General features: G+C 59.2%; 25 protein-coding genes. 15 read left to right on the plus strand and 10 right to left on the minus strand.

Translation table 11 applies throughout. The features are described 5' to 3' along the window. Positions 1-3 precede the first annotated feature (3 nt). Positions 4-654 carry a flagellar hook capping FlgD N-terminal domain-containing protein gene (locus tag R1W00_RS16945; RefSeq protein WP_317263957.1) on the minus strand — a complete coding sequence of 217 codons (651 nt, stop codon included), beginning with the start codon at positions 652-654 and terminating at the stop codon, positions 4-6. 8 nt (positions 655-662) lie between these two features. Next, positions 663-2,375, minus strand: a complete 1,713-nt coding sequence (locus R1W00_RS16950) for a flagellar hook-length control protein FliK (protein WP_317263958.1) — start codon at positions 2,373-2,375, stop codon at positions 663-665. A gap of 122 nt (positions 2,376-2,497) precedes the next feature. Between R1W00_RS16950 and R1W00_RS16955 the strand changes: the two genes are divergently transcribed. The 6 genes from R1W00_RS16955 to R1W00_RS16980 all read left to right on the plus strand — a co-directional run bounded on the left by R1W00_RS16955 (position 2,498) and on the right by R1W00_RS16980 (position 6,418). After that, positions 2,498-2,749, plus strand: a complete 252-nt coding sequence (locus R1W00_RS16955; protein ID WP_317263959.1) for a rod-binding protein — start codon at positions 2,498-2,500, stop codon at positions 2,747-2,749. Between the two features lie 13 nt (positions 2,750-2,762). Beyond that, complete coding sequence (locus R1W00_RS16960; RefSeq protein ID WP_317263960.1) at positions 2,763-3,086, plus strand: hypothetical protein; 324 nt, start codon at positions 2,763-2,765, stop codon at positions 3,084-3,086. A gap of 200 nt (positions 3,087-3,286) precedes the next feature. Continuing rightward, entirely contained in the window at positions 3,287-4,771 is a 1,485-nt protein-coding gene (locus tag R1W00_RS16965) for a flagellin (RefSeq protein WP_317263961.1), read from the plus strand. A 71-nt stretch (positions 4,772-4,842) separates the two neighbouring features. Beyond that, positions 4,843-5,226 carry a flagellar biosynthesis regulator FlaF gene (flaF, locus tag R1W00_RS16970; RefSeq protein ID WP_317263962.1) on the plus strand — a complete coding sequence of 128 codons (384 nt, stop codon included), beginning with the start codon at positions 4,843-4,845 and terminating at the stop codon, positions 5,224-5,226. After that, positions 5,223-5,624 (plus strand): flagellar biosynthesis repressor FlbT, encoded by a 402-nt coding sequence (gene flbT / locus R1W00_RS16975; RefSeq protein ID WP_317263963.1) that lies wholly within the window; start codon positions 5,223-5,225, stop codon positions 5,622-5,624. Before flaF ends, flbT begins: the two co-directional genes overlap by 4 nt. After that, positions 5,624-6,418 carry a DUF1217 domain-containing protein gene (locus R1W00_RS16980; protein WP_317263964.1) on the plus strand — a complete coding sequence of 265 codons (795 nt, stop codon included), beginning with the start codon at positions 5,624-5,626 and terminating at the stop codon, positions 6,416-6,418. The genes flbT and R1W00_RS16980 overlap by 1 nt, the downstream gene beginning before the upstream one ends. On the opposite strand, the gene R1W00_RS16985 is transcribed toward R1W00_RS16980, so the two are convergent. Further along, positions 6,415-7,719 carry a FliI/YscN family ATPase gene (locus R1W00_RS16985; RefSeq protein WP_317263965.1) on the minus strand — a complete coding sequence of 435 codons (1,305 nt, stop codon included), beginning with the start codon at positions 7,717-7,719 and terminating at the stop codon, positions 6,415-6,417. The genes R1W00_RS16980 and R1W00_RS16985 overlap by 4 nt on opposite strands. A gap of 81 nt (positions 7,720-7,800) precedes the next feature. Here R1W00_RS16985 and R1W00_RS16990 point away from each other — a divergent pair, with 81 nt between their 5' ends. The 9 genes from R1W00_RS16990 to R1W00_RS17030 are packed head-to-tail and all read left to right on the plus strand — an operon-like array spanning position 7,801 to position 12,264. Further along, entirely contained in the window at positions 7,801-8,178 is a 378-nt protein-coding gene (locus tag R1W00_RS16990; protein WP_317263966.1) for a FlgB family protein, read from the plus strand. A gap of 2 nt (positions 8,179-8,180) precedes the next feature. Further along, positions 8,181-8,573 carry a flagellar basal body rod protein FlgC gene (gene flgC / locus R1W00_RS16995; protein ID WP_317263967.1) on the plus strand — a complete coding sequence of 131 codons (393 nt, stop codon included), beginning with the start codon at positions 8,181-8,183 and terminating at the stop codon, positions 8,571-8,573. Positions 8,574-8,584: 11 nt separating this feature from the next. Then, entirely contained in the window at positions 8,585-8,872 is a 288-nt protein-coding gene (fliE, locus tag R1W00_RS17000; RefSeq protein WP_317263968.1) for a flagellar hook-basal body complex protein FliE, read from the plus strand. A gap of 2 nt (positions 8,873-8,874) precedes the next feature. Continuing rightward, positions 8,875-9,141, plus strand: a complete 267-nt coding sequence (locus tag R1W00_RS17005; RefSeq protein WP_410901576.1) for a flagellar biosynthetic protein FliQ — start codon at positions 8,875-8,877, stop codon at positions 9,139-9,141. A 3-nt stretch (positions 9,142-9,144) separates the two neighbouring features. Continuing rightward, positions 9,145-9,858 carry a flagellar hook-basal body complex protein gene (locus R1W00_RS17010; RefSeq protein WP_317263969.1) on the plus strand — a complete coding sequence of 238 codons (714 nt, stop codon included), beginning with the start codon at positions 9,145-9,147 and terminating at the stop codon, positions 9,856-9,858. Positions 9,859-9,872: 14 nt separating this feature from the next. Further along, positions 9,873-10,658, plus strand: a complete 786-nt coding sequence (flgG, locus tag R1W00_RS17015) for a flagellar basal-body rod protein FlgG (protein ID WP_317263970.1) — start codon at positions 9,873-9,875, stop codon at positions 10,656-10,658. Continuing rightward, positions 10,655-11,077, plus strand: a complete 423-nt coding sequence (flgA, locus tag R1W00_RS17020; RefSeq protein WP_317263971.1) for a flagellar basal body P-ring formation chaperone FlgA — start codon at positions 10,655-10,657, stop codon at positions 11,075-11,077. The genes flgG and flgA overlap by 4 nt, the downstream gene beginning before the upstream one ends. A gap of 2 nt (positions 11,078-11,079) precedes the next feature. Further along, a complete protein-coding gene (gene flgH / locus R1W00_RS17025; protein ID WP_317263972.1) occupies positions 11,080-11,805 on the plus strand; it encodes a flagellar basal body L-ring protein FlgH in 726 nt (241 codons plus the stop codon). A gap of 6 nt (positions 11,806-11,811) precedes the next feature. Next, positions 11,812-12,264, plus strand: coding sequence for a flagellar basal body-associated FliL family protein (locus R1W00_RS17030; protein ID WP_317263973.1), 453 nt, complete (start codon positions 11,812-11,814; stop codon positions 12,262-12,264). 7 nt (positions 12,265-12,271) lie between these two features. Here R1W00_RS17030 and R1W00_RS17035 read toward each other — a convergent pair whose 3' ends face one another. The 7 genes from R1W00_RS17035 to motA form a co-directional block, all read right to left on the minus strand. Beyond that, on the minus strand, positions 12,272-12,553 hold the full coding sequence (locus R1W00_RS17035) for a hypothetical protein (protein WP_317263974.1): 282 nt from the start codon (positions 12,551-12,553) through the stop codon (positions 12,272-12,274). A gap of 44 nt (positions 12,554-12,597) precedes the next feature. After that, positions 12,598-13,677, minus strand: coding sequence for a flagellar type III secretion system protein FlhB (locus R1W00_RS17040; protein WP_317263975.1), 1,080 nt, complete (start codon positions 13,675-13,677; stop codon positions 12,598-12,600). Beyond that, positions 13,674-14,444 carry a flagellar biosynthetic protein FliR gene (locus R1W00_RS17045; protein WP_317263976.1) on the minus strand — a complete coding sequence of 257 codons (771 nt, stop codon included), beginning with the start codon at positions 14,442-14,444 and terminating at the stop codon, positions 13,674-13,676. Before R1W00_RS17045 ends, R1W00_RS17040 begins: the two co-directional genes overlap by 4 nt. Then, positions 14,441-16,519, minus strand: a complete 2,079-nt coding sequence (gene flhA, locus R1W00_RS17050) for a flagellar biosynthesis protein FlhA (protein WP_317263977.1) — start codon at positions 16,517-16,519, stop codon at positions 14,441-14,443. Before flhA ends, R1W00_RS17045 begins: the two co-directional genes overlap by 4 nt. Then, positions 16,519-17,052, minus strand: coding sequence for a transglycosylase SLT domain-containing protein (locus tag R1W00_RS17055; RefSeq protein WP_410901574.1), 534 nt, complete (start codon positions 17,050-17,052; stop codon positions 16,519-16,521). The genes flhA and R1W00_RS17055 overlap by 1 nt, the downstream gene beginning before the upstream one ends. A gap of 298 nt (positions 17,053-17,350) precedes the next feature. Then, the gene (locus R1W00_RS17060) at positions 17,351-19,198 is read right to left on the minus strand and encodes a hypothetical protein (protein WP_317263978.1); all 1,848 of its coding nucleotides are present in this window, start codon (positions 19,196-19,198) and stop codon (positions 17,351-17,353) included. Beyond that, on the minus strand, positions 19,195-20,061 hold the full coding sequence (motA, locus tag R1W00_RS17065; RefSeq protein ID WP_317263979.1) for a flagellar motor stator protein MotA: 867 nt from the start codon (positions 20,059-20,061) through the stop codon (positions 19,195-19,197). The genes R1W00_RS17060 and motA overlap by 4 nt, the downstream gene beginning before the upstream one ends. Positions 20,062-20,109 lie beyond the last annotated feature (48 nt).

The following is a 20,109-nucleotide window of genomic DNA, read 5'->3' on the forward strand; positions in this document are numbered from 1 at the left end:
ACCCTATTCCCGCAGCCCGCTGACGTCGGTTGCGGGCAGGGCGACCCCGCCGGACAGAACGATTTTCACGGTTCCGTCGTCGATCCGCGTCTCTGTAACCGTTGCGTAGTGTTCTGCCGTCGTTGTGTTCAGGACATTGCCCTCGGAATAGCTGATGACCGAGAAGTTATAGTACCCGTCTGGCATCGGGTCGCCCGCTGCCGTGGTCCCCGCCCATTCCAACACATCCGTATTCGCGGCGATCGAAACGCGCTGTACCTCGGTGCCGTTGGCGTCTGTCACGATCAATTCCGCCGCATCGGCCAACGTGTCGATGTCGGGGATCAACGTGACCGGAGCGCCATCGAAATACGCGGGTGCGGTGACAAGTGCGTCCTTGCCGACCCACGCCGCATAATCCGACAGGCCGCTGGTCGTCAGTTGCGCGCTGAGTTCAGCCAACAGATCGTTCGTCTGAACCTGCTGTTCCACGCCCGAGAATGTCGCCAGTTGGACCGCGAAATCCGCCGAATCCACGGGGTTCAGGGGGTCCTGATTTTCCAACTGCGTGGTCAGCATCACGAGGAAGGTTTCGAAATCGGAACTGATGACGCTGTCGTCGGTCGAACTGGTGGTCGTTGCCGTTTGCGCGGTGGTTGTGCTGGTCACTTCCATTGGGGCCTCTACAATCTGATGTCCAACCGCCCAGACACATAGGTCGGCCGCGGTGCGGGTGTTTCGGGAGGCAAACCAGGCTCTATTTCAGCATGATTTGCGTTTTGTGTTTCGCCTTGCGCCTGTCGCGACTGTCCCTGTTGGCCGGTCTGTTGTTCAAACCGGAACGAAACATCGCGGTAGCCAAGGTCGCGGAATTCACGGGCCAGATCATCAATCTGTCGCCGCATCAAATCCTGTGTTTCTGACCGCTCGGTCGCGACCGTGACGACCAGACGCTCGGCCTCGAATTCCATGCTGATCTGTGTCTCGCCAAGCTCAACGGGCCGCAGGGCAAGCTCGATTGTACCGCCCTCGGATTTCGACACGGCAATCGCGATCTGCTGTGCCACGGGCGGCACATCGCGCTCGGTCTGCACTGGCGGCGTAGCCGAGGTCGTCGGGCCGGAGTTGTCGACCTGTGGCAGGTCAACGGCGGTTGGGGCGGTGGCGTTGGGCGTTGGTGTCTGGGCCGTGCTTGGCGGCGCTGAGGGAAGGGTTGATGGGTTTGGCGCGCTATCCGTCGAGACGGCAGCTGGCGCTTGAGTGTCCATGCCGTTCCGAGGATCGTCCGCTATGGGTGTAGATTGACGTGGATCAGTTTCGGGCGAAACAGGAACGAAGTCCGCACTCGGCTTTGACGCGGGGGGCGCGGTCGGTTGTGAGGCCGTAACCCATGTGTCCAAATCAGGTTCATCCGTTTGAGGCACCTGCGCGGGGATCGGATCGCTATCGGACACGTCCGGTTGCGTCTGGCTGTGCTTTGCCACCTCGGGTGGGGGCACGTTTTGTGCGGCGTCGGCGGCTGTGGTCGGATCACTGATCACGATTTGCAAGGCCTCCATCCCCCGCATTTCGATATCTGTTACCTCCGTACTTTGCTTTCCGCCTGTGACGGCTGTGTCCTGCGGAGGTTCAGCGGGGACATCAACGCGTTCGCCTGCGTCGTTGACCTGTACCGGCTGCGCGATAGGCGCGGCGCTTTCTGACCTTTCAGGCGGCAGATTGCGCGGTTTCGCCTCGACGGGTATTGGGTCGACGGCGCGCGGCAACGTCGGTGCTTCTGCCAAGATGGGTTGTTCTTGTGTAGGCACGGTTTCGGCGGTCGGCGTTTCGATCGTGTGCTCGGGGAGTTCAGTAGCCGCGGCGTGCGGTGTTGCATCCGTTATGGTGACGTGCCTTGTAATCGGCGGTACCGTTTCTGCGGTGGGCAGATCCGTGCTTGGCCCGTTGGTCGTTTGTATCCGAGGCGGACCAGCCTCACCCTTGGCCATAGGATTTACATTTTCTGGCGAAATAGTCTCGAAACTTGTCTCAATGGAATCCGTCTCAACCGCGTCCTTTGGTGCCGGAGTTTTCGGGAGTTCTGCGGCCTCAAACGGAATGCGTGGTGTGGTGGGGACGGTTCGGTTATCCGCGCGGACGGGTGCTTGTTCCACGAGGTTCTTGACCTGCGGTTCGCGCCGTTGGTCCTCGGAGACGAGAGGTAGGACGACATTTTCAGGCGCTTCGACGTTCGCGGCAGAGTCTTCGGCCAATACGGCCGCAAAGGTCTCTTCGGCCTCGGCCTCAAGCGCGTCGAGCACGCCTTCATCGCCCTCAACAGGCACCTCGTCGGCAGGTATCTTGGCCCTGTGCGCGGCCAGCATTTCGGCCACTATTACCATCATGATGTTGGACATTCTGTCCCGCCTATCTGTCGTGTCTCCTGTTTTTAGGCGGATCAAAGTTACCGGTTTCTTTACCGATCTGCGTCATACGGGGGAAATCAGTTCAAATTGTAGGAAAGCGTATGATTTCGCCAATGAACGATGTGACGGGGGCCCTATCGCCCACCGATGCCAAGCTGAAACAGGCTGCGGTGCAGCTTGAGTCGGCTTTTCTTGCCGAGATGTTGAAATCCGCCGGTTTCGGCGATGCGCCCGAGGGGTTTGGCGGTGGCGCAGGGGAAGAGCATTTCGCGTCTTTTCTGCGTGAGGCTCAGGCGAAAACCATGGCCGAAAGCGGTGGTCTGGGTCTGGCCGAGCACCTGTTTAACGCACTGAAAGGGGCATGAGATGACACCGGAAATGTATGACGAACTGTTGGACCTGATTGATCAAGAACATCGGTTTTTGATGGCTGGCGATCTGCAAGGAATCGCGCGACTGGCCCCATTAAAAGAGTCTCTGAACGTGCATATCCGCACTCTTTCAGGATCTCAGGCGCAAGAGGTACAACCACTTTTGGCGCGGAATCAGAGACTGTTTCAGGCGGCGATGAACGGGCTGACTATGGCGCGGCGACAGTTGGCACAGGCCCGTCATGGGCACCGCAACCTGACGACTTATGGCGCCGACGGGCGCGCACGGGGAATCGGACCAAGTGCGACGGTGGTTGAGCGTCGGGCCTGAGGCATTTGTCTAAAACATGAATGGTTTTTCAGATTGGGTTTAGGAAGTTCTTAGGAGTTGGCGACAAATCTGGCCCTGCATCCCGAAACGGGGTGGCGCGGTTCGGATCGATACGGACGGCACCGCATGGGTGAAGACCCCTTATGCCGGTTTCCGGCGCTCACCGGGCGGAAGGCCCAAAGAGAATAGGATTGAATTTCATGTCCAGTATCCTGACCAACAACTCTGCGATGGTTGCTCTTCAGACGTTGAAGAGCATCAACTCGAACCTCAGCATGACCCAGAACGAAATCTCGACCGGTAAATCGGTCGCCAGCGCCAAGGACAACTCGGCCGTTTGGGCGATTTCCAAGGTGATGGAATCCGACGTGAACGGGTTTCAGGCCATTTCCGAGAGCCTCTCTCTGGGGGAATCGACCGTTGCTGTGGCCCGTCAGGCGGCCGAAACCGTGTCGGACCTGCTGACCGAGATCAAAGGCAAGGTCGTCGCCAGCCAAGAGGAAAACGTCGATCGCGAAAAGATCCAGACGGACATCAACGCCCTGCGCGATCAGATCACGTCGGTTGTCGGCGCGGCCCAGTTCAACGGTCTGAACCTTGTCGAAGGGACCGATGCGGTTGAGGTCCTGTCGTCCCTTGACCGGTCCAGCAACGGGGACGTGCGCGCCTCGTCGATTAACGTGGATCGTCAAGACCTGTCGACCAGCGCGGGTACTTACGGCACCGGAACCGACCTGTCGGCTAACGCGACGCTGTCGGCCTCATCGGCAACGAACGCGGGCAACACGGTGACGATTCAGCTCGCGGCTGATACCGATTTTTCGGGTGACTCGTTTGAGTTGAACATCGGGGGTGCGACCCTGAACTTTGGGGCGAGCGACCTGTCCGGCAACCAAGACGCAGCCGCCGCGACGATCACCAGTGCGATCAACGCATTGGGCATTTCGGGCGTTACGGCATCGGTCAGTACCGATACGATCACCCTGACCTCGACCCGCAGTTTTGAGGATGTCGATGTTTCGGCCCTGAAAAACGGCGCAACAACCGGCATCACGCAATCCGCAACGTCGATCGGCGCGCGCGCTGAAACCCTGACGTTCAGTGCTACGGCAGCTGTGAATGAGGGCGACGGCTATCAGGTGACTGCGGGCGGCACGGCCTACACCTATGTCGCCGGCAAAGGTGAGACATTCGAGGACGTTGCGCGCGGTCTAAAGGCCGCAATCGACGGCGGTGGCATTGATGGTGTGACCACACAGGTGGGACAGGATTCGAACGGCGCATGGCAGCTGTCCATCGACAACAGCGGGTCCAGCGCGGTGTCTCTGGCCCGTGCCGGTGCTGCCGGTGGTGAGGCGTCGGGCGGTCTGTTCGGTCTGTCCTCGATCGACGTAACCACAGATGCGGGTGCCGAGGCGGCGCTTGCCAACATCGAGACGCTGATCGACACCTCGATTGATGCCGCGGCTGCCTTTGGTTCGGCCGAGGGTCGCATCGAAACCCAGAGCGATTTCATCGGCAAACTGACAGACGCGTTGAAGTCGGGGATCGGGTCGCTTGTGGACGCCGATATGGAAGAGGCCTCGGCACGTCTTCAGGCCCTGCAGGTTCAGCAACAGCTTGGCACGCAGGCCCTGTCGATTGCGAACCAGTCGCCGCAGAACATCCTGTCGCTGTTCCGTTAATCGATACGGTCGGGCCCCGCGTGGGCCCGACCCCCTCGATACGCCCTGAGGTTTTAGAAAGAGACCCCCCGATGAACGCCCATCTCTTGGCCCAAACGGCCTATTCCAGCCGCCAAAGCGCCGCTGTACGTCCCCCCCGTTCCGTCGAATACGATGTGTTTGCCCGCGTGACCGCGCGTCTACGCGCCGCCCACGATGAGGGTCGCGCCGGATTTGCCGCCCTCGCCGCCGCATTGCACGACAACCGCGTGTTGTGGAGCACCCTTGCCGCCGACTTGGCCGGCGATGAGAACGGTTTGCCCACAAACCTGCGGGCACGCTTGTTCTATCTGGCCGAATTCACCATGCAGCAATCCAAAAAGGTCCTCTCTGGTGACGAAAGCGCCGATGTCCTGATCGATATTAACACCGCCGTAATGCAGGGTCTGGCCCCCACCGCCGAGGTGCGCCCATGACCGGTCTTGTTCTGAAGCTTGGCCCGAAAGAGCGCGTTCTGGTCAACGGTGCCGTCATCGAAAACGGGGATCGCCGCGCGCGTCTGAACATCGTCTCGCCCGAGGCCAACATCCTTCGCCTGCGCGACGCGATCCATCCCGAAGAGGTCAACACGCCCGTGCGCCGTGTTTGCTACATTGCACAGTTGGTACTGTCGGGTGATGCCGATCCCGATGAGGCCAAGATGCAATTGTTGCGCGGAATCGAACAGCTTAGTCAGGTCCTAAGCGATCGCGACAGCCGCTCGATCCTCGCCAAGGCGACGTCGCATGTCCTTGATAACAAGCACTATCAGGCGCTGAAGGAAATGCGCGGTTTGCTCCCGCGTGAGGCCCGTCTCTTGGCGGCGCATTCCTGATGTTTCAGCCCGTCGTACCAATCGGGGGTGTTGCGGGATGGGCGTTTCTGTCCCGCACCAAGGACACGCAACAGGCGGCGTTCAACCAAAGCCCCCAGTTGGCGCGCGATGCGGAGTACTTTCGCGAACACATCGGTGATGTCACAACGGCCGAGGAACTGGTCTCTGACCGCCGGTTGCTTGGCGTCGCCCTTGGGGCGTTCGGGTTGGATGATGACATCAACAACCGGTATTTCATCCAAAAGGTCCTAGAGGACGGCACGCTTGAGACCGGCGCCTTGGCCAATCGATTGGCCGACAAACGATATCTGGAGTTTTCCCAAGCCTTCGGGTTTGGGGATTTCTCGACCGCGCGCACACGGCTGTCCGAATTTCCCGATGAGATCATTGGCCAATACCAGACGCGCCAATTCGAAATCGCGATTGGTGAGCAAGACGATGATATGCGTCTGGCCCTGAATGCGCTGCGCGAACTGCCCGACATTGCCGAGGGCAGTGGATCGGACACCACCAAGTGGTTTCAGGTCATGGGATCCGAACCCTTGCGCAGGGTTTTCGAATCCGCGCTGGGCCTGCCAAGCAGCTTTGCCTCGCTTGACCTCGACAAACAGCTTGAGGTCTTTCGCGACAAGGCACAACGCGCGTTGGGCACGGACGAGATTTCGGAAATCGCGCAACCGGATGTCCAAGAGGACCTGATCCGTCGTTTTCTTGTCAGGCAACAAATCGCGGGTGGCGTGACGGGCTATTCCCCCGCACAAACGGCCCTGACCCTGCTGCAAAACAGTTTCTAACGTTTCTGAAAACAGCGCATTAGGCCGGAGAAGCTTTCTTGGACTGAATTGTCCTGATCGCCGGTCAGAAAGTTGTCGATGTGGGGATAGGCCTTGATCGCGGCGTCGGTTTCGGGGTCGGTTCCCGCCTCATACAAACCTGCCTGAATCATCAGTTTGGATCGTTCATAGGCGCCGAGCATCCGCCGTCCGATCGCCAAAACCTTGTTCTCATCATCTGTAGCGGCGTGGGGCAGGCTGCGCGATACGGACCGCAACACGTCGATGGCGGGATAGCGCCCGCGCTCGGCAATTTCGCGATCCAAGACTACATGCCCGTCCAGAACCCCGCGCAGGATATCGGCAACGGGGCCTTCCATGTCCGAGCCCGCGACCAGAACGCTAAAGATCGCGGTGATGTCGCCAGACTCACCTGCGCCCGGTCCCGCCCGTTCGGCAAGGCGCGTGATTGCCTGATTGGTCGATGGGGGAAAACCGTTCATCGACGCGGCCTCGCCAAGGGAAAGGGCGACCTCGCGATGCGCCTCGGCCAGACGGGTGACTGAATCCGCGAAATAGACGACCTGTGCGCCCTGATCGCGGAAATACTCGGCCACGGACATGGCCGAATAGGCGGCCATGCGGCGCATCATCGCCGATTGATCGGACGTTGCCGCGATGACGACGGTGGTTTTCATGGCCTCGGGACCCAAAACGCGGTGGATGAAATCCCCGACCTCACGCCCGCGTTCGCCGATTAGTGCAACGATGGTAACGTCCGCGGGAATGGACCCTGCCAAGGCGCCCATCAGCGTCGATTTCCCCACACCCGATCCCGCGAACAGGCCGACACGTTGGCCGCGTACGATGGGCAGGAACGTGTTGAACACAGAGAGCGAGGTTTCAAACCGCGCGCCAAAGCCGCGCCGCTGTGTGGCGGGTGGCGGGGGGGCGTGGACCGGTATTTCGGCCCCGCCCCGCCCCAAAGGACGACCGTCCAATGGCCGGCCCAACGGATCGATCACACGGCCCAGCCACGAATTGGATGGGGTTAACATCGGGGCACCGGTAACGACCACGGGGGCCTGGATGCCCATACCCTCACACCCGCCTTCGGGGACGACATGAACGGCCGTCTGGTCAATCGCACAAACCTCGGCCAACCGATCCCCAATCGACACGAAGTCGCCAACATGGACGTCGCCGGACAGGCCAGAAATAGAGACTAAACTGCCTGAAATCGCCTGAACACGGCCCACGGGGGCGGCGCGGGTCAAGCCCGTAAGCCCACGGCGCAACGCGCGAAGATCGTCATCCTGCATGGGGGATCCTTTTTCATTCATGACAACTCTTTCTTAAAGGAATCAGGGTTAAGCCTTTCTTGCACATGAGGAAGAATTCCGATGTTCGAGACACTAGATATCTTTAAAACCGCCGCCGGGGCCGCCGAACATGCGAGCCGTCGACAGGCGTTGATCGCGCAAAATATCGCGAACGCAGATACCCCCGGATATCGGGGACAGGACGTGGCGCCATTTGCCGATATGATGGCGGACTATGACACGCCGATGCGCCACACGCGTACAGGGCATTTGCAACCCACATCCATGGGCGCGGCCACCGAAACCATCCTCAGCGACGGGATGACATCGCCAAACGGGAATACCGTGTCTCTGGAAACAGAAATGATGAAGGCCGCCCAAACGCGGGGCCAATTCGACATGGCGGTCGGGGTTTATAAATCGGCTCTGAACATCCTCAAAAGCAGTTTGGGGCGGTGATCATGGACCTGTTGGCTAAAATCCAGTCCCTGTCGACCAGCGGGATGAGCGCGCAGACAGATCGCCTGCGTCATGTGTCGGAAAACATCGCGAACGCGGATACGCCGGGGTATCACCGGAAACTGTCCGCGTTCGAACAGGTCTATCAGGCGGGCCGTCCGACCGGAGAGGTCGCCGCCGGAGACACGATGCTGGATCAAACCGCACTGGAACGTGTGTATGATCCGGCCCACCCGATGGCCGATGGCGACGGGTATTATCAGGGATCGAACGTCAACCTGATCGTGGAAATCGCTGACGCCCGCGAGGCGCAGCGCAGTTACGAAGCCAACCTTAAAATGTTTGATCACGCGCGACAGATGAAGGCGTCGCTGCTTGATCTGTTGAAACGCTAACGGAGGCCAGAATGGATATCCGCGCGACACAATTTGCGGCCCAAGGATACGCCGCAGCGAAGCCCGCCACCAAACCAGACCCTAACTCTGCAGGAAATGCGGTTATGGGTGCGGTCGATAGCTTTGCCAAAACGATGGAGCAGGGCGAACGCGCCGCACAGGCCAGCCTGACCAACGGGGCCGATCCGCAGGCCCTTGTGCAGGCATTGGCGCAGACCGAATTGGCCGTGGAAACGGCCGTGACCATCCGGAACAAGGTGGTTGAGGCCTATCAGGAAATCCTGCGGATGCCGGTGTGATCATGAAACAGGCGATGTTCTTTGACACACTGCGCGAGGCATTGGTGCTGGCCGCGAAAATCTCGGCTCCGCTGTTATTGGTCGCCCTGATCGTCGGCGTGATGATCGGCCTGTTTCAGGCCCTGACGTCGGTTCAGGAAATGACCCTGACGTTCGTGCCGAAACTGATCGCGATGCTGGCGGTGTTCTGGGTCTCGATGAGCTTTATGACCCAATCCCTGAGCGCGTTTTTCACCACGCGCCTCGTGCCGTTGATTGCGGGGATCTAGGCCATGGAAAACGCAATCTACGCCACGATTTCACGTCAGGCCGGCCTGACCAAAGAGTTGGACATCGTCGCCCAAAACATCGCGAATATGGCAAGCACGGGGTACAAGGCCGAGGGCATGGTATTTTCCGAACACCTGCGCGCGCTTGACGGCCAAGAGGCCCTGTCGATGGCGCGTGGTAATGCCCGCAAGACGGATTTTACCCAAGGTGCCTTGTCCCAAACGCGCGGGACGCTGGATTTCGCGATTGAGGGGCTGGGGTTTTTCCTGATCCAGTCGGGCGAGCAACAGTTGCTGACCCGCAACGGTGCGTTCCACGCGGATGCCGAGGGGCAGGTCGTCACCGCAGACGGTGCGCAACTGCTGGACAATGGCGGGGCACCTATCGCACTGCCCGCTGGCGCGGCGCAAATCTCTCTGGGTGCGGACGGCGTTCTGTCCGCCGATGGTCGCCAGATCGCTCGCGTCGGGATCTACCAGCCTACGTCGCCCGAGAACCTGACCCGTCACCAAGGGTCGTCTTTCACGTTTTCAGGTGAGTTAGAGCCGGTTGAAGACGCGCAAACAGTTCAGGGATTTCTGGAATCCTCGAACGTCGATCCCGTCGCCCAAATCGCGCGCATGATCGAAGTGCAGCGCGCCTATGAAATGGGTCAGGGCCTGATGGAGCGTGAAGACGAACGCATCCGCGACGCCCTGCGCACCCTTGGTCAATAGAAAGGAACATCCACATGCGTGCCCTAAGCATCGCCGCCACCGGAATGAGCGCCCAGCAAACGCGGGTCGAGGTGATTTCCAACAACTTGGCCAACATGAACACCACGGGCTATAACGCTCGCCGCGCCGAATTCGCGGATTTGCACTATCAACAGGTGACCCGCGCGGGCACGATCAACGCCGTTGACGGTTCGACCCTGCCGACCGGTGTGCAACTGGGTCTCGGTGTACGGGCCGCGGCGGTGTCCGTGAACCTGTCCCAAGGGTCTTTGGCCCAGACTGGCGGCGACCTCGACATCGCGATTGAGGGGCGTGGGTATCTTGAGGTGACCCTGCCGTCCGGCTTGTCGGCCTATACCCGCGATGGGTCCCTGAAACGGTCGGGCGAGGGGCAGATCGTCACCTCGGACGGCTATCCCGTCGTGCCCGACATCACCATCCCCGATGACGCGCGCAGCCTGTCGATCAATGCCGATGGCGAGGTCTACGCATATTTTAGCGACCGTGTGCAGCCCGAGTTATTGGGTAGCTTCACACTGGCCAGTTTTTCCAATGAAAAGGGGCTAGAGGCAATCGGGTCCAACCTGTTCACCGAAACTGCGTCGTCGGGTCCGGCGAATGTAGCGGCACCGGGTCAGGACGGTCTAGGTACCGTGCGGCAGGGCTATCTAGAAAACAGTTCCGTCGACGCCGTGCTTGAGGTCACGGAATTGATCGAGGCCCAGCGCGGGTATGAGCTGAACGCCAAGGTCTTGTCGGCCGCCGATCAGATGCTGGGCGCGACGACGCAAATCCGATGATCCGTTTTGCCCTCATAACCCTAGTGCTGTCTGGCGCGGCCAATGCGGAGACGGTGATCGCCGCGCGCACCTTGTTGGACGGACAGGTGATCGCGGCAACCGATCTGGCCGTCGCGCCGGGCGATGTTCTGGGCACGTTCAGCGATCCGCACTTGGCCGTCGGACAAAAGACCCGCGGGCAGATCCACGCGGGGCGCCCGATTGGACCGGCGGACGTGCAACCCACGATGAAGGTTGAGCGCAACGCGATTGTCACCCTGCGCTATCAGAGCGGTGGTTTGAACCTGACGGCCGAGGGTCGCACGCTGGAGCAGGGCACACCGGGTCAGGTCATCCGCGTCATGAATTTGGGATCGCGCAACACGTTGTTGGGCACCGTGGCCGAAAACGGCGAGATTTTAGTCAAAGGGAATTTGTAACCATGCGCAGCACCTTGATTTTATGCATGGCCTTGGGGTTGGTCTCGGCCTGTTCGCGGTTGGGCGATGTCGGGCAGGAACCCGAATTCACCCCGACCTTTGGCACCAATGCGCATTACGCCATGTCCGCCCCCGTCGAAGAGGTTCCGACCTCGCCGCGCGACGTCAATCGCGCGTCCCTGTGGTCGGGGGGGCGGTCGTCTTTGCTTGGCGATCGGCGCGCCGAACGAATGGGTGATATCCTGACCGTCGTGATCGAAATCGACGAGGGTGCCGAGATATCAAACTCATCCGAACGGTCCCGCAGCGGCAGTGAAAACCTGTCGATCCCGGGGTTCTTTGGCATTCCTGAGCGCCTGAACGAAGAGCTCCCCGACGGGGCCAGTCTGGATAGCGCGGTTTCGACAAACTCGACCAGTTCATCCGGCGGGGACGGGTCCGTGCGGCGCAACGAAAAGCTGACCCTACGGGTCGCGGCGACGGTGACGGCCGTGTTGGACAACGGCATTTTGCGGATCGAAGGGTCGCAAGAGGTGCGGGTGAATTTTGAAATCCGCGAATTACTGGTGACCGGATATGTCCGTCCCGAGGACGTTTCGCGCCAGAATGAGGTGACATATGACAAGATCGCCTCGGCGCGGATTTCCTATGGTGGGCGCGGTCAGATCACCGATGTGCAACAGCCCCGTTATGGTCAACAGATCACCGATATCCTGTTGCCGTTCTAGGGGGTCGTGATGAAAAAGCTTTTGCCGATCATTCTTGCGGTTTTTGGCTTGGCCGGCGGGGTGGGCGCGGGGGTTGCCCTGCGCCCCGCGCCCGAAATCGATCCCGAGGCACATGTCGAACCTAAAGAGAAAGAACCGGTTGAGTTTGTCAAACTGAACAACCAGTTTGTCGTGCCCGTGGTCGAGGACGGTCGTGTCGCGTCTCTGGTCGTTTTGTCGGTCAGCCTTGAGGTCAGCCAAGGGTCGCGCGAAATCGTCTATCAACTGGAACCCAAACTGCGCGATGCCTTTCTGAAACAGATGTTCGATCACGCCAATATCGGTGGGTTCAGCGGCACCTTTACCGCCGCCAGCCACATGGACTCCTTACGCAAGGCGCTGGGCGAGGTGGCGAAAACCGTGCTGGGTGATCAGGTGCATGATGTCCTGATCATCGACATCGTGAGGCAGGACACCTGAACCGCGTTCAGGGTTTTCCCGACAGCTTTTCCAAAACATCCAAACGGCCCACTGCCCGCGCGGCGGTGGCCTTGGCCGTTTGCGATTGCGCGGTCAGTTGCGCCGCCTCAATCGAAAGGGCGCGGCATTTTTGGTTTAGCCATTGGTGATGTGCAGAAATCTGGGCGAAATTGTCTGTGGATTGGTCCAGCCGATCGCGCGCGCTGTCCAGACTGGCGATTGCCGTTTTAATCTCACGCTGTCGCGTCGTGATCTTGGCCAGCGCGGCCATGTCCCGGTCTTTGACCATTTGTGCGACCTTAATCAGGCGCGGATCGATTTTGGGTGGGTGCCTCATGTCTGGGCCTGCGCGCGGATTTTCTGGGCGAACCGGATGGCGGCCGCGACGGCGCGATAGTGGTCGCGCGGAACCTCTTCGCCGATGTCGACAGAGGCGAACAATGCGCGGGCGGTTGGGGGATCGCGGTGGATCGGCACGCCGGATTCGACCGCAATTTCGCGAATACGTGCGGCGATTGCATCAACGCCTTTGGCCACACAGACCGGCGCGCCAAACCCGTTCGGATCCCATTTCAGAGCGACCGCATAATGGGTCGGGTTCACGATGATTACATCCGCATCCGGAACGTCCGCCAGCATCTGGTTGCGCGCGATTTCCATACCCTTTTGGCGGCGCTGTTGTTTAAACGCCGGATCGCCCTCGGATTGTTTGAATTCTTCTTTGAGCTCTTGCGTCGACATCATGTTCTTGCGCCGATGTTCCGCGTATTGCCAGAGCGCATCGATCAACCCAAGACACAGGGCCACGCCAACAACCACCGTACAGAACTCGAAAACCATCCGCATACTGATCGACAGGGCGATTTGCGCTGGCATTTGCATGAGGGGCAAAATCTCGGGCAGTTTGCGCCAGACAAACCATGCCAAAAGGGTTCCGTAGATCATCAGTTTGACGGCGCTTTTGGCGAATTCAAACAGGCCCCCACGCCCGAATTTCTGAGCGGCATTCGATAGGGGGGAGATGCGCGACAGTTTCGGGGCAAGCTTATCGGGGACAAACACGATTGACCGCGTACCCAACAACACGGCCAACACACAAAGCATGGGCCCGACGATCCAGATCAGACCGGCCTTTGCGCCCTCGGTCAAATACGTGCCAGACAGACCATGCGATGGACCATCAAAGAACGCATTGGCCAGCTCCGGAGCACGTGCAAAAGTGCGCGCGCCGAGGGTGTGAACGGTTGAAAAGGCGGCAACGGCGAAGAGACCTGCGGTCATCGTGAAACCCGCATAGGCCGCCGCCGTCGTCAGGTCTGTAAACCGCGGGATTTCGCCCTTTTTGCGCGCGTCATCCAGCCGCTTTTGTGTCGGCTCGTGTGACTTTTCCTGATCGTCGCCGCCTTGACTCATCCGGAGGCTCCGAACGGGTTCATCAGGCGTAGATTAATCCAGTCCTGCCACACCGTCAGGATCATCGGCGCAGACACGGCAAACAGTAACAAGGCGCCAAGTGTCAGGGCGGGCGCGCCGACAAAGGAGACCATCAGCTGTGGCATGGCCTTGTTGATGATCCCGAGCGCAAGGTTATAGAGCAGCGCCGCAATCAAGAACGGCAACGCCAGTGTGAACGCCGTTCCAAAGGCGTCGGAAATCATCCCAATGCCCCACATGATGCCGTCGGCGCCCGTAATGCCCGCCCCGATGGGGAACATGTCATAAAACCCCATCAGCGCCGCGATGACCCGCGCGGGAAAGCCGGCGATCACCAACAACGCCAGCCCCCCCATCATCAAGACGCCGGACATCGCGGGTTGGGGTTCGATTTCCGGTGCGCCGAACGCCTGTGCCAAGGAGGTTGATTGTGCCGCGAACTGACCCGCCATGGTCAGGCACAGGATGAACAGGCGAAAGAACACCCCGATCGCGAGACCGACCATGATCTCGATCCCGCCTGTACGCACAAGCGTTCCAAAGGTGTATTGGGTCGTGGTGTCCGTCACCGTGGGCAAAACGGCCACGCTAAACGCAAATGCCGCGCCCAGTTTGACGCGGGCGGGCACGGACTGTTCGCCAAACAGGGGGATCAGGGCGACAATGGCCCCGACGCGTAAAAAGACCATGAAGAACGTGACGCTGATCGGTAGGCCCAGCTCTTGGAACAGTTGAAGCAGGGTCATGCGGGCACCAAGCCCACAAGGGTTGGTCGCGCGCGGGTTCCGATTTCTTCGTACGAGAACACAGGTGCCATGATGCCTTTGGCGGCCAGAACCATCCGGACATAGCGACGGCGCAGGCTAGAAGTGACGATGGCGGGGTTTGAACCTTGTTCATTCGCTTGGTTCAATTTGTCAGACACGTTTTGCGCCAGTTTGTTAAACACCTCGGGCGGCAGGGCGATTTCCGCACCGCCATTGGGCCCCTCAATCTGGTATTCGACAAAGGTCTTTTCCCAATCGGGCGCCAATTGAACCAACGGGATTGAGCCGTCTGTGCGCCGGTAATCCGCGATGATTTGCAGTCCCATGCGTTGCCGGACATATTCGGTCAGGGCCTCGGGGTTTTGGTGCAAATGGCGGGCTTCGGCCATCGCCTCAAGGATCAGGGGCAGGTTCCGGATGGATACCTGTTCTTCAAGAAGCAGACGCAGAACCGCCAAAAGAATATCGATCGGCACGCGGTCGGGGATCAGTTCATCCAACAGTTTGCGGTTGGCCTCGGCGCGGCTGGTATCGGAGAGCGATTTCAACTCTTCCAGAATGCGGCGCAGGGATTTCAGCGTCATCAGCCGGTCAAAGTTCGACCGCAGGATTTCCAGAAGATGCGTCGCCAAAACCTCGGACGGATTGACGACAACAACGCCTTTGATCGACAGCTCATCGCGCATGCTGGCGCTGACCCAACGGGCAGGGGCGCCATAGACCGGTTCATTCACGTCATCGCCGGGGGGCAGGGGCACCGATCCGTCGCCGTGTAGGGCCAGAACGCGGTCGGGGCGCACCGTATTTCGGGCATGTTCGACGCCCTGAATGCGGATTGAATATTCGCCAGGCGTCAGGGCACCGCCATCGGTCAAACGCATTTCGGGCAGGATTAGACCATAGGTTTCCGCCACGTGGCGGCGCATGTTGCCGATCCGACTGTCCAGCCCGTTGATCGGATCCAGAACCATCGACACGAGGTCCGAGGCGAACTCGACATGGATATCGTCAAGGTCCAGCATGTCGCCGATGGTCACAGGCTTTTCTTCTGGCTTTTCGATGGTTTTGGGCGCCTGCGCGGCGGCGTCGGCCTGTGCGCGGTTGTTGCGGTCGATCAGGAAGGCGGCGGTCCCAAGGATCACCGCACCGCCGAAAAACGGCACGAAAGGCAGGCCCGGCACCAAGCCAAACAGACCCAGCAGCGCGGCAACCGTCCCAAGCGCAGCCGGATAGCGACCCAGTTGACCAAACAGGGCAAGGTTCATCGCGCCGGAGGTCCCGCCCTTGGCCAACAACAGGGCCGAAGCGATCGAGATAATGACCGACGGAATCTGGCTGACCAAACCATCGCCAACCGTCAGGATTGCATAGGTGTTGAACGCCTGTCCGATCGGCATCCCATGCAGGGCAATGCCAATGATCAGCCCCATGATGATGTTCAGCAGGGTAATCAACAGACCCGCAACCGCATCGCCCTTTACGAATTTCGACGCCCCATCAAGCGAGCCGAAAAAGGTCGTTTCGGCCTGATCGCGTTCGCGGCGGCGCTTGGCCTCATCATGGTCGATGGCGCCGGCGGCCATGTCGCTGTCGATGGCCAACTGTTTGCCGGGCATCCCGTCGAGGGCAAAGCGCGCGCCGACCTCGGCCATCCGCGTGGCACCCTTGGTGATCACGATGAAATTCACGATCAGCAGAACCAGAAAAACGACCAACCCGATCAGAACGCTGCCACTCATGATGAAATTGGCGAAGCCTTCGATCACGTTTCCGGCGGCGTGGGTGCCCTTGTGCCCTTGCCCGATGATGAGTTTGGTCGACGACACGTTCAGCGACAGCCGCAACATCAGTGAGGCCAGCAAAACCATTGGAAAGGCCGAAAAGTCCAGCGGTCGTTCGATGAACAAGGTTACGGTGAATACGAGGATCGCAAGCGCGAAGGACATTGCCAAGCCGATGTCCAGAACAAAGGCGGGAACAGGCAGGATCATCATCACGATGACCGCCATTAGGGCCAGCGCCAGCAAGACCGTGGGTTGGAAAAGACGCGCCATTATTGCTCCCCACCGGCCGCCGCGCCGAACAACGGGCGTGCGGGAGCGTTCTGGACGGGAACAAGAGACCCCATCGACCGCGCTGCCCCAGTTTGCAGCAGGGGATATAGGTTTTGCCGTGGGACTTGTGTCGGAACGGGGGCCGCGGGTTGGTAAAACGTCCCGGCAAGGATGCGTTGGTTTACATCGTCAAACGGGTTCGCGTTGCCATCTTGAGCGAGGAACTGCGCCCGCAGACTCCGGAAACGTTTCTTATATCGATCAGCGTATTTCTTTGTGCGCGAATGATAGGCCCCTGCGGCCTTTTCCCAGTCGCCCATTTCTCCATAGAGATCTCGCAGAAAACCGGCGGCATAGAGTGCATTTTCACGCGGATCGAACATGTCGGGAATGGATGAAAAATGCTGTCCGTGCCATTTATAGTTTAGCTGGAAACACCCGACATCAAAGCTGCGCGCGCCAGCAGAATGGTGGCGTTCAACGTAGGCAAGGGCCTGATCCACGTCGTCGAACCATTTGCCCGCGCCCTCCATGTTTACCGTCCATGGCCACGGTGCGAATTTTCCGCCGTGTTTTCGACCGGTTTCTGTGCGCGTGATGGCCAATAGAACGGACAGGGGCACGCCGGTTTGGGACGCGGCATAACGCGCCGCCGCATCACACACCTCGGGGGCGTTACGGGCGTTTACCGTATGTGTTGATAGGATAAGCGCGAAGGCCATCCCCACCAAAAATTTCCAGGTCCGCGACAGTCTTACCATTCTGGTGACCCCAAGCAGGTTGTTCTAGGGCCACCTTTTCAAAAGGTGGTTTACAATCGGTAACCATCACTCAGTTCAGCAAAATTTCTTCAACTTTTTCAGAAAGCGCGCTGCTTTGGCTTAGTATTTCTTTGGCGCGATCGCTGTTAAACGTCGCAGTAGGTCGTTGCTCGGTCGGCGTTGGTTCGCTCGTCACAATGACCTCTTTTGGCGATGGGTTAGCATGACCAATCAGGGGCCAAAATTCATCAGCCTGTTCCGCAAAACCGAGATCACTCAGTCGCTTATGCGCGTTCTTGCTCAAGGCCTCTGGCCAATTGGCGCGCGTCTCGGCCAATGTGGGTGTGTAGAGAATTTGCAAAAAGCTAGCGTCGGCGCCCTGCTCAATCAGATGAGTCCAAATTGTTGTAAAGGCCTGCGCTTGGGCGTCCTTGCCTAACCCGTTCACTGCATCGAACGCGGCAGGATAATCTCCACCCGTAAGAAAGGTGGAAATCGCCCCATTCAACAACCGGTCGGCTTGATCGGTTTTCGGGGACTCGGCCGCGTATACAACCGCCGTTTCGGCCAGAGTCGGGTCCGCCGCAACGTCCGGATCATGCAGCAACAAATCGAGCGCTTCTGGTGCCTCATGACTATCCCGAAGTGCAATATCGCGCAGCAGACCGTGTCCGAGATCCGCTTCGTTCCCGTGCAGCGCAATTTCGGCATCCATCACGTGCACGGGCTCACTTTCATCCGCCGATCTGTCGATCGCGTTTCGGATTTGATGCGCTTGTTCGGGCAGATCGCTTTCGAGGAAGGCGCGGATCAATTTTGGGCCCAGATAAACCCTATGGTGGTCGGGCAGGGCCGAGAACTCTCGCAATATCGCGTTCAGATGACTCGCTTCCGGCACTGATTTCAGGGAAAGGACCGCCCAAAGCGCGCCGGCGGTGTCGCAAGCAACCTGATCCGCAAGGAGCGTCCCGTCCAAAGGCGTTTGTCCATCCACAATAAATGAGAGTGCGTGCAAAATGGGATCTGGGTCGCCGTCTAGGGCGTTAAGCGTTGAACGGGCTTCGGCACCAAACCCAAGATACAACAGCCGTCTTGCAAAGGCGGTGACATCGTCCGCGTTGTGAAGATCGAATTCGCCGACCAACTTGTTTCGTGCTCGCCCGATCAGTTCACCCGCGGGCTCCTCCCCGCCCCAATGGGCAATGTCAAATGCGTCGGCAGGTCGGCAATTGGCCGTTTCATCCACTGCGGTGTCACGTGGGTTAACGTCGTGCGTATCCAGAGCGTTGCGCAATTCAAAACCAGGTAAACCGTTGTCTGCGGGCGTCGATGTTGGGATCGCATCCAGACCCGTAGGCGTCGGCGCAAGCAATCCCAAAGACGCCGCGCGACCGATCTCTTGGGCCAAGATTTCGGCCGCCTTGGACACATCGCCGAGTGTGGGTTCTGGCGGTTTTGGAAGGGGAAAAGCTGCGGGTTTCTCGGCTAATTTGTCGAACATCTCCCGCGCTGATTTTAGATCCTGCGGCGTGTTTTCCGGTTCCGACGGTATGGGTGTCGCGACGTAAAGTGTGTCCGTCACGTCAATGACCAGTTTCCCGGATGCAAGGCGCTGTGTCCTGACGGTGCAGTCGCAAGCAAGATCGAGGGTCAGCGTCTGGGCCTGCCATGATAAATCGGTCAAACGGCTGCGCGGTATTTTGGAAAATACACCACGCGTTCCCAACGTCAGGTCAGGGTCCGCGAATGTCAATAAATGCTGTCGGTTCTCCCGGGCCTCTTGCCAGTCCACGTCATCCACAAAATCAACCACAAGGCGCGAGAAGGTAGGATGTTCGCCAGAGCGAATGGCGATTGTCTCAGCTTGGATCGGGGATGCTGAGATTGCCAGAACTATCCAGAGAAAGAGCCGTTTCATGCGGCGCTCCGCAGAGATTTGAGCGTACTTTCAAGGTCGTTAAAGGCGGGCCGATTGTGGCCCGGTGTGTTCTGGCGGCCAACCTCAATACAGATGTTGGGGGGGTGGCCATAGAGGTTCGCAACCAGAACCTCGCGAATCAGTTGGTAGAAATGGGCGTCCTCGTCTACGACCGCTTTTACCTTGGCGGCGAAGGGACCAACCAGACCATAGGCCAAAAACACCCCAAGGAACGTCCCGACAAGTGCGCCGCCAATCAGTTTGCCCAAGATTTCGGGCGGCTGATCGATGGAGCCCATGGTTTTGATCACACCCAGAACAGCAGCAACAATCCCCAGCGCGGGAAGGCCGTCGGCGATGGTTTGTAGGGCATGGCTGGCGTGCAGGGCGTGGTGATGCTCGGCCTCAATCCGCTTTTCCAGAACCTCTTCGACCTGATGGGGGTCGTCATAGTTCATAGACCCTGCGCGTAAGGTGTCGCAGATCAGGTGAACAACCTCATGATCGGCCTGAAGTTTTGGGTATTTCGAAAAAATCGCGCTGTTTTCCGGCTGTTCGATATGTTCCTCAAGCTCGACCTGGTTCTGGCGGGCAAGTTTGACCAGTTCGAACAGCAGGCACAGCAAATCGCGATAGTCGTCGTGACCCCATTTGGGGCCTTTAAAAACTTTGCCGACCGCCTTGATCGTGTGTTTGATGCCGGACAAATCGTTGCTGATCACAAAGGCACCGACGGCTGCACCGCCGATCATGGCCATCTCATAGGGCAGCGAATGCAAGATGATCCCAAGCTTACCGCCCGCAGCGATATAGCCCCCGAAGACCATCACGAAAATCACGACAATGCCAACAATCCCGATCATATCATGTCCTGCGATAAGCGTTGCAACCGACGAACAGAGTCCGCGTGT

The sequence above is a fragment of the Rhodovulum sp. FJ3 genome (assembly GCF_032918305.1).
Taxonomy (GTDB): domain Bacteria; phylum Pseudomonadota; class Alphaproteobacteria; order Rhodobacterales; family Rhodobacteraceae; genus SAT37.

Bases quoted from the DNA above. Each gene is read 5' to 3' on its own strand.
- R1W00_RS16945 (WP_317263957.1), bottom strand. From the start codon at position 654: ATGGAAGTGACCAGCACAACCACCGCGCAAACGGCAACGACCACCAGT.
- R1W00_RS16950 (WP_317263958.1), bottom strand. From the start codon at position 2,375: ATGTCCAACATCATGATGGTAATAGTGGCCGAAATGCTGGCCGCGCAC.
- R1W00_RS16955 (WP_317263959.1), top strand. From the start codon at position 2,498: ATGAACGATGTGACGGGGGCCCTATCGCCCACCGATGCCAAGCTGAAA.
- R1W00_RS16960 (WP_317263960.1), top strand. From the start codon at position 2,763: ATGTATGACGAACTGTTGGACCTGATTGATCAAGAACATCGGTTTTTG.
- R1W00_RS16965 (WP_317263961.1), top strand. From the start codon at position 3,287: ATGTCCAGTATCCTGACCAACAACTCTGCGATGGTTGCTCTTCAGACG.
- flaF (WP_317263962.1), top strand. From the start codon at position 4,843: ATGAACGCCCATCTCTTGGCCCAAACGGCCTATTCCAGCCGCCAAAGC.
- flbT (WP_317263963.1), top strand. From the start codon at position 5,223: ATGACCGGTCTTGTTCTGAAGCTTGGCCCGAAAGAGCGCGTTCTGGTC.
- R1W00_RS16980 (WP_317263964.1), top strand. From the start codon at position 5,624: ATGTTTCAGCCCGTCGTACCAATCGGGGGTGTTGCGGGATGGGCGTTT.
- R1W00_RS16985 (WP_317263965.1), bottom strand. From the start codon at position 7,719: ATGCAGGATGACGATCTTCGCGCGTTGCGCCGTGGGCTTACGGGCTTG.
- R1W00_RS16990 (WP_317263966.1), top strand. From the start codon at position 7,801: ATGTTCGAGACACTAGATATCTTTAAAACCGCCGCCGGGGCCGCCGAA.
- flgC (WP_317263967.1), top strand. From the start codon at position 8,181: ATGGACCTGTTGGCTAAAATCCAGTCCCTGTCGACCAGCGGGATGAGC.
- fliE (WP_317263968.1), top strand. From the start codon at position 8,585: ATGGATATCCGCGCGACACAATTTGCGGCCCAAGGATACGCCGCAGCG.
- R1W00_RS17005 (WP_410901576.1), top strand. From the start codon at position 8,875: ATGAAACAGGCGATGTTCTTTGACACACTGCGCGAGGCATTGGTGCTG.
- R1W00_RS17010 (WP_317263969.1), top strand. From the start codon at position 9,145: ATGGAAAACGCAATCTACGCCACGATTTCACGTCAGGCCGGCCTGACC.
- flgG (WP_317263970.1), top strand. From the start codon at position 9,873: ATGCGTGCCCTAAGCATCGCCGCCACCGGAATGAGCGCCCAGCAAACG.
- flgA (WP_317263971.1), top strand. From the start codon at position 10,655: ATGATCCGTTTTGCCCTCATAACCCTAGTGCTGTCTGGCGCGGCCAAT.
- flgH (WP_317263972.1), top strand. From the start codon at position 11,080: ATGCGCAGCACCTTGATTTTATGCATGGCCTTGGGGTTGGTCTCGGCC.
- R1W00_RS17035 (WP_317263974.1), bottom strand. From the start codon at position 12,553: ATGGTCAAAGACCGGGACATGGCCGCGCTGGCCAAGATCACGACGCGA.
- R1W00_RS17040 (WP_317263975.1), bottom strand. From the start codon at position 13,677: ATGAGTCAAGGCGGCGACGATCAGGAAAAGTCACACGAGCCGACACAA.
- R1W00_RS17045 (WP_317263976.1), bottom strand. From the start codon at position 14,444: ATGACCCTGCTTCAACTGTTCCAAGAGCTGGGCCTACCGATCAGCGTC.
- flhA (WP_317263977.1), bottom strand. From the start codon at position 16,519: ATGGCGCGTCTTTTCCAACCCACGGTCTTGCTGGCGCTGGCCCTAATG.
- R1W00_RS17055 (WP_410901574.1), bottom strand. From the start codon at position 17,052: ATGGAGGGCGCGGGCAAATGGTTCGACGACGTGGATCAGGCCCTTGCC.
- R1W00_RS17060 (WP_317263978.1), bottom strand. From the start codon at position 19,198: ATGAAACGGCTCTTTCTCTGGATAGTTCTGGCAATCTCAGCATCCCCG.
- motA (WP_317263979.1), bottom strand. From the start codon at position 20,061: ATGATCGGGATTGTTGGCATTGTCGTGATTTTCGTGATGGTCTTCGGG.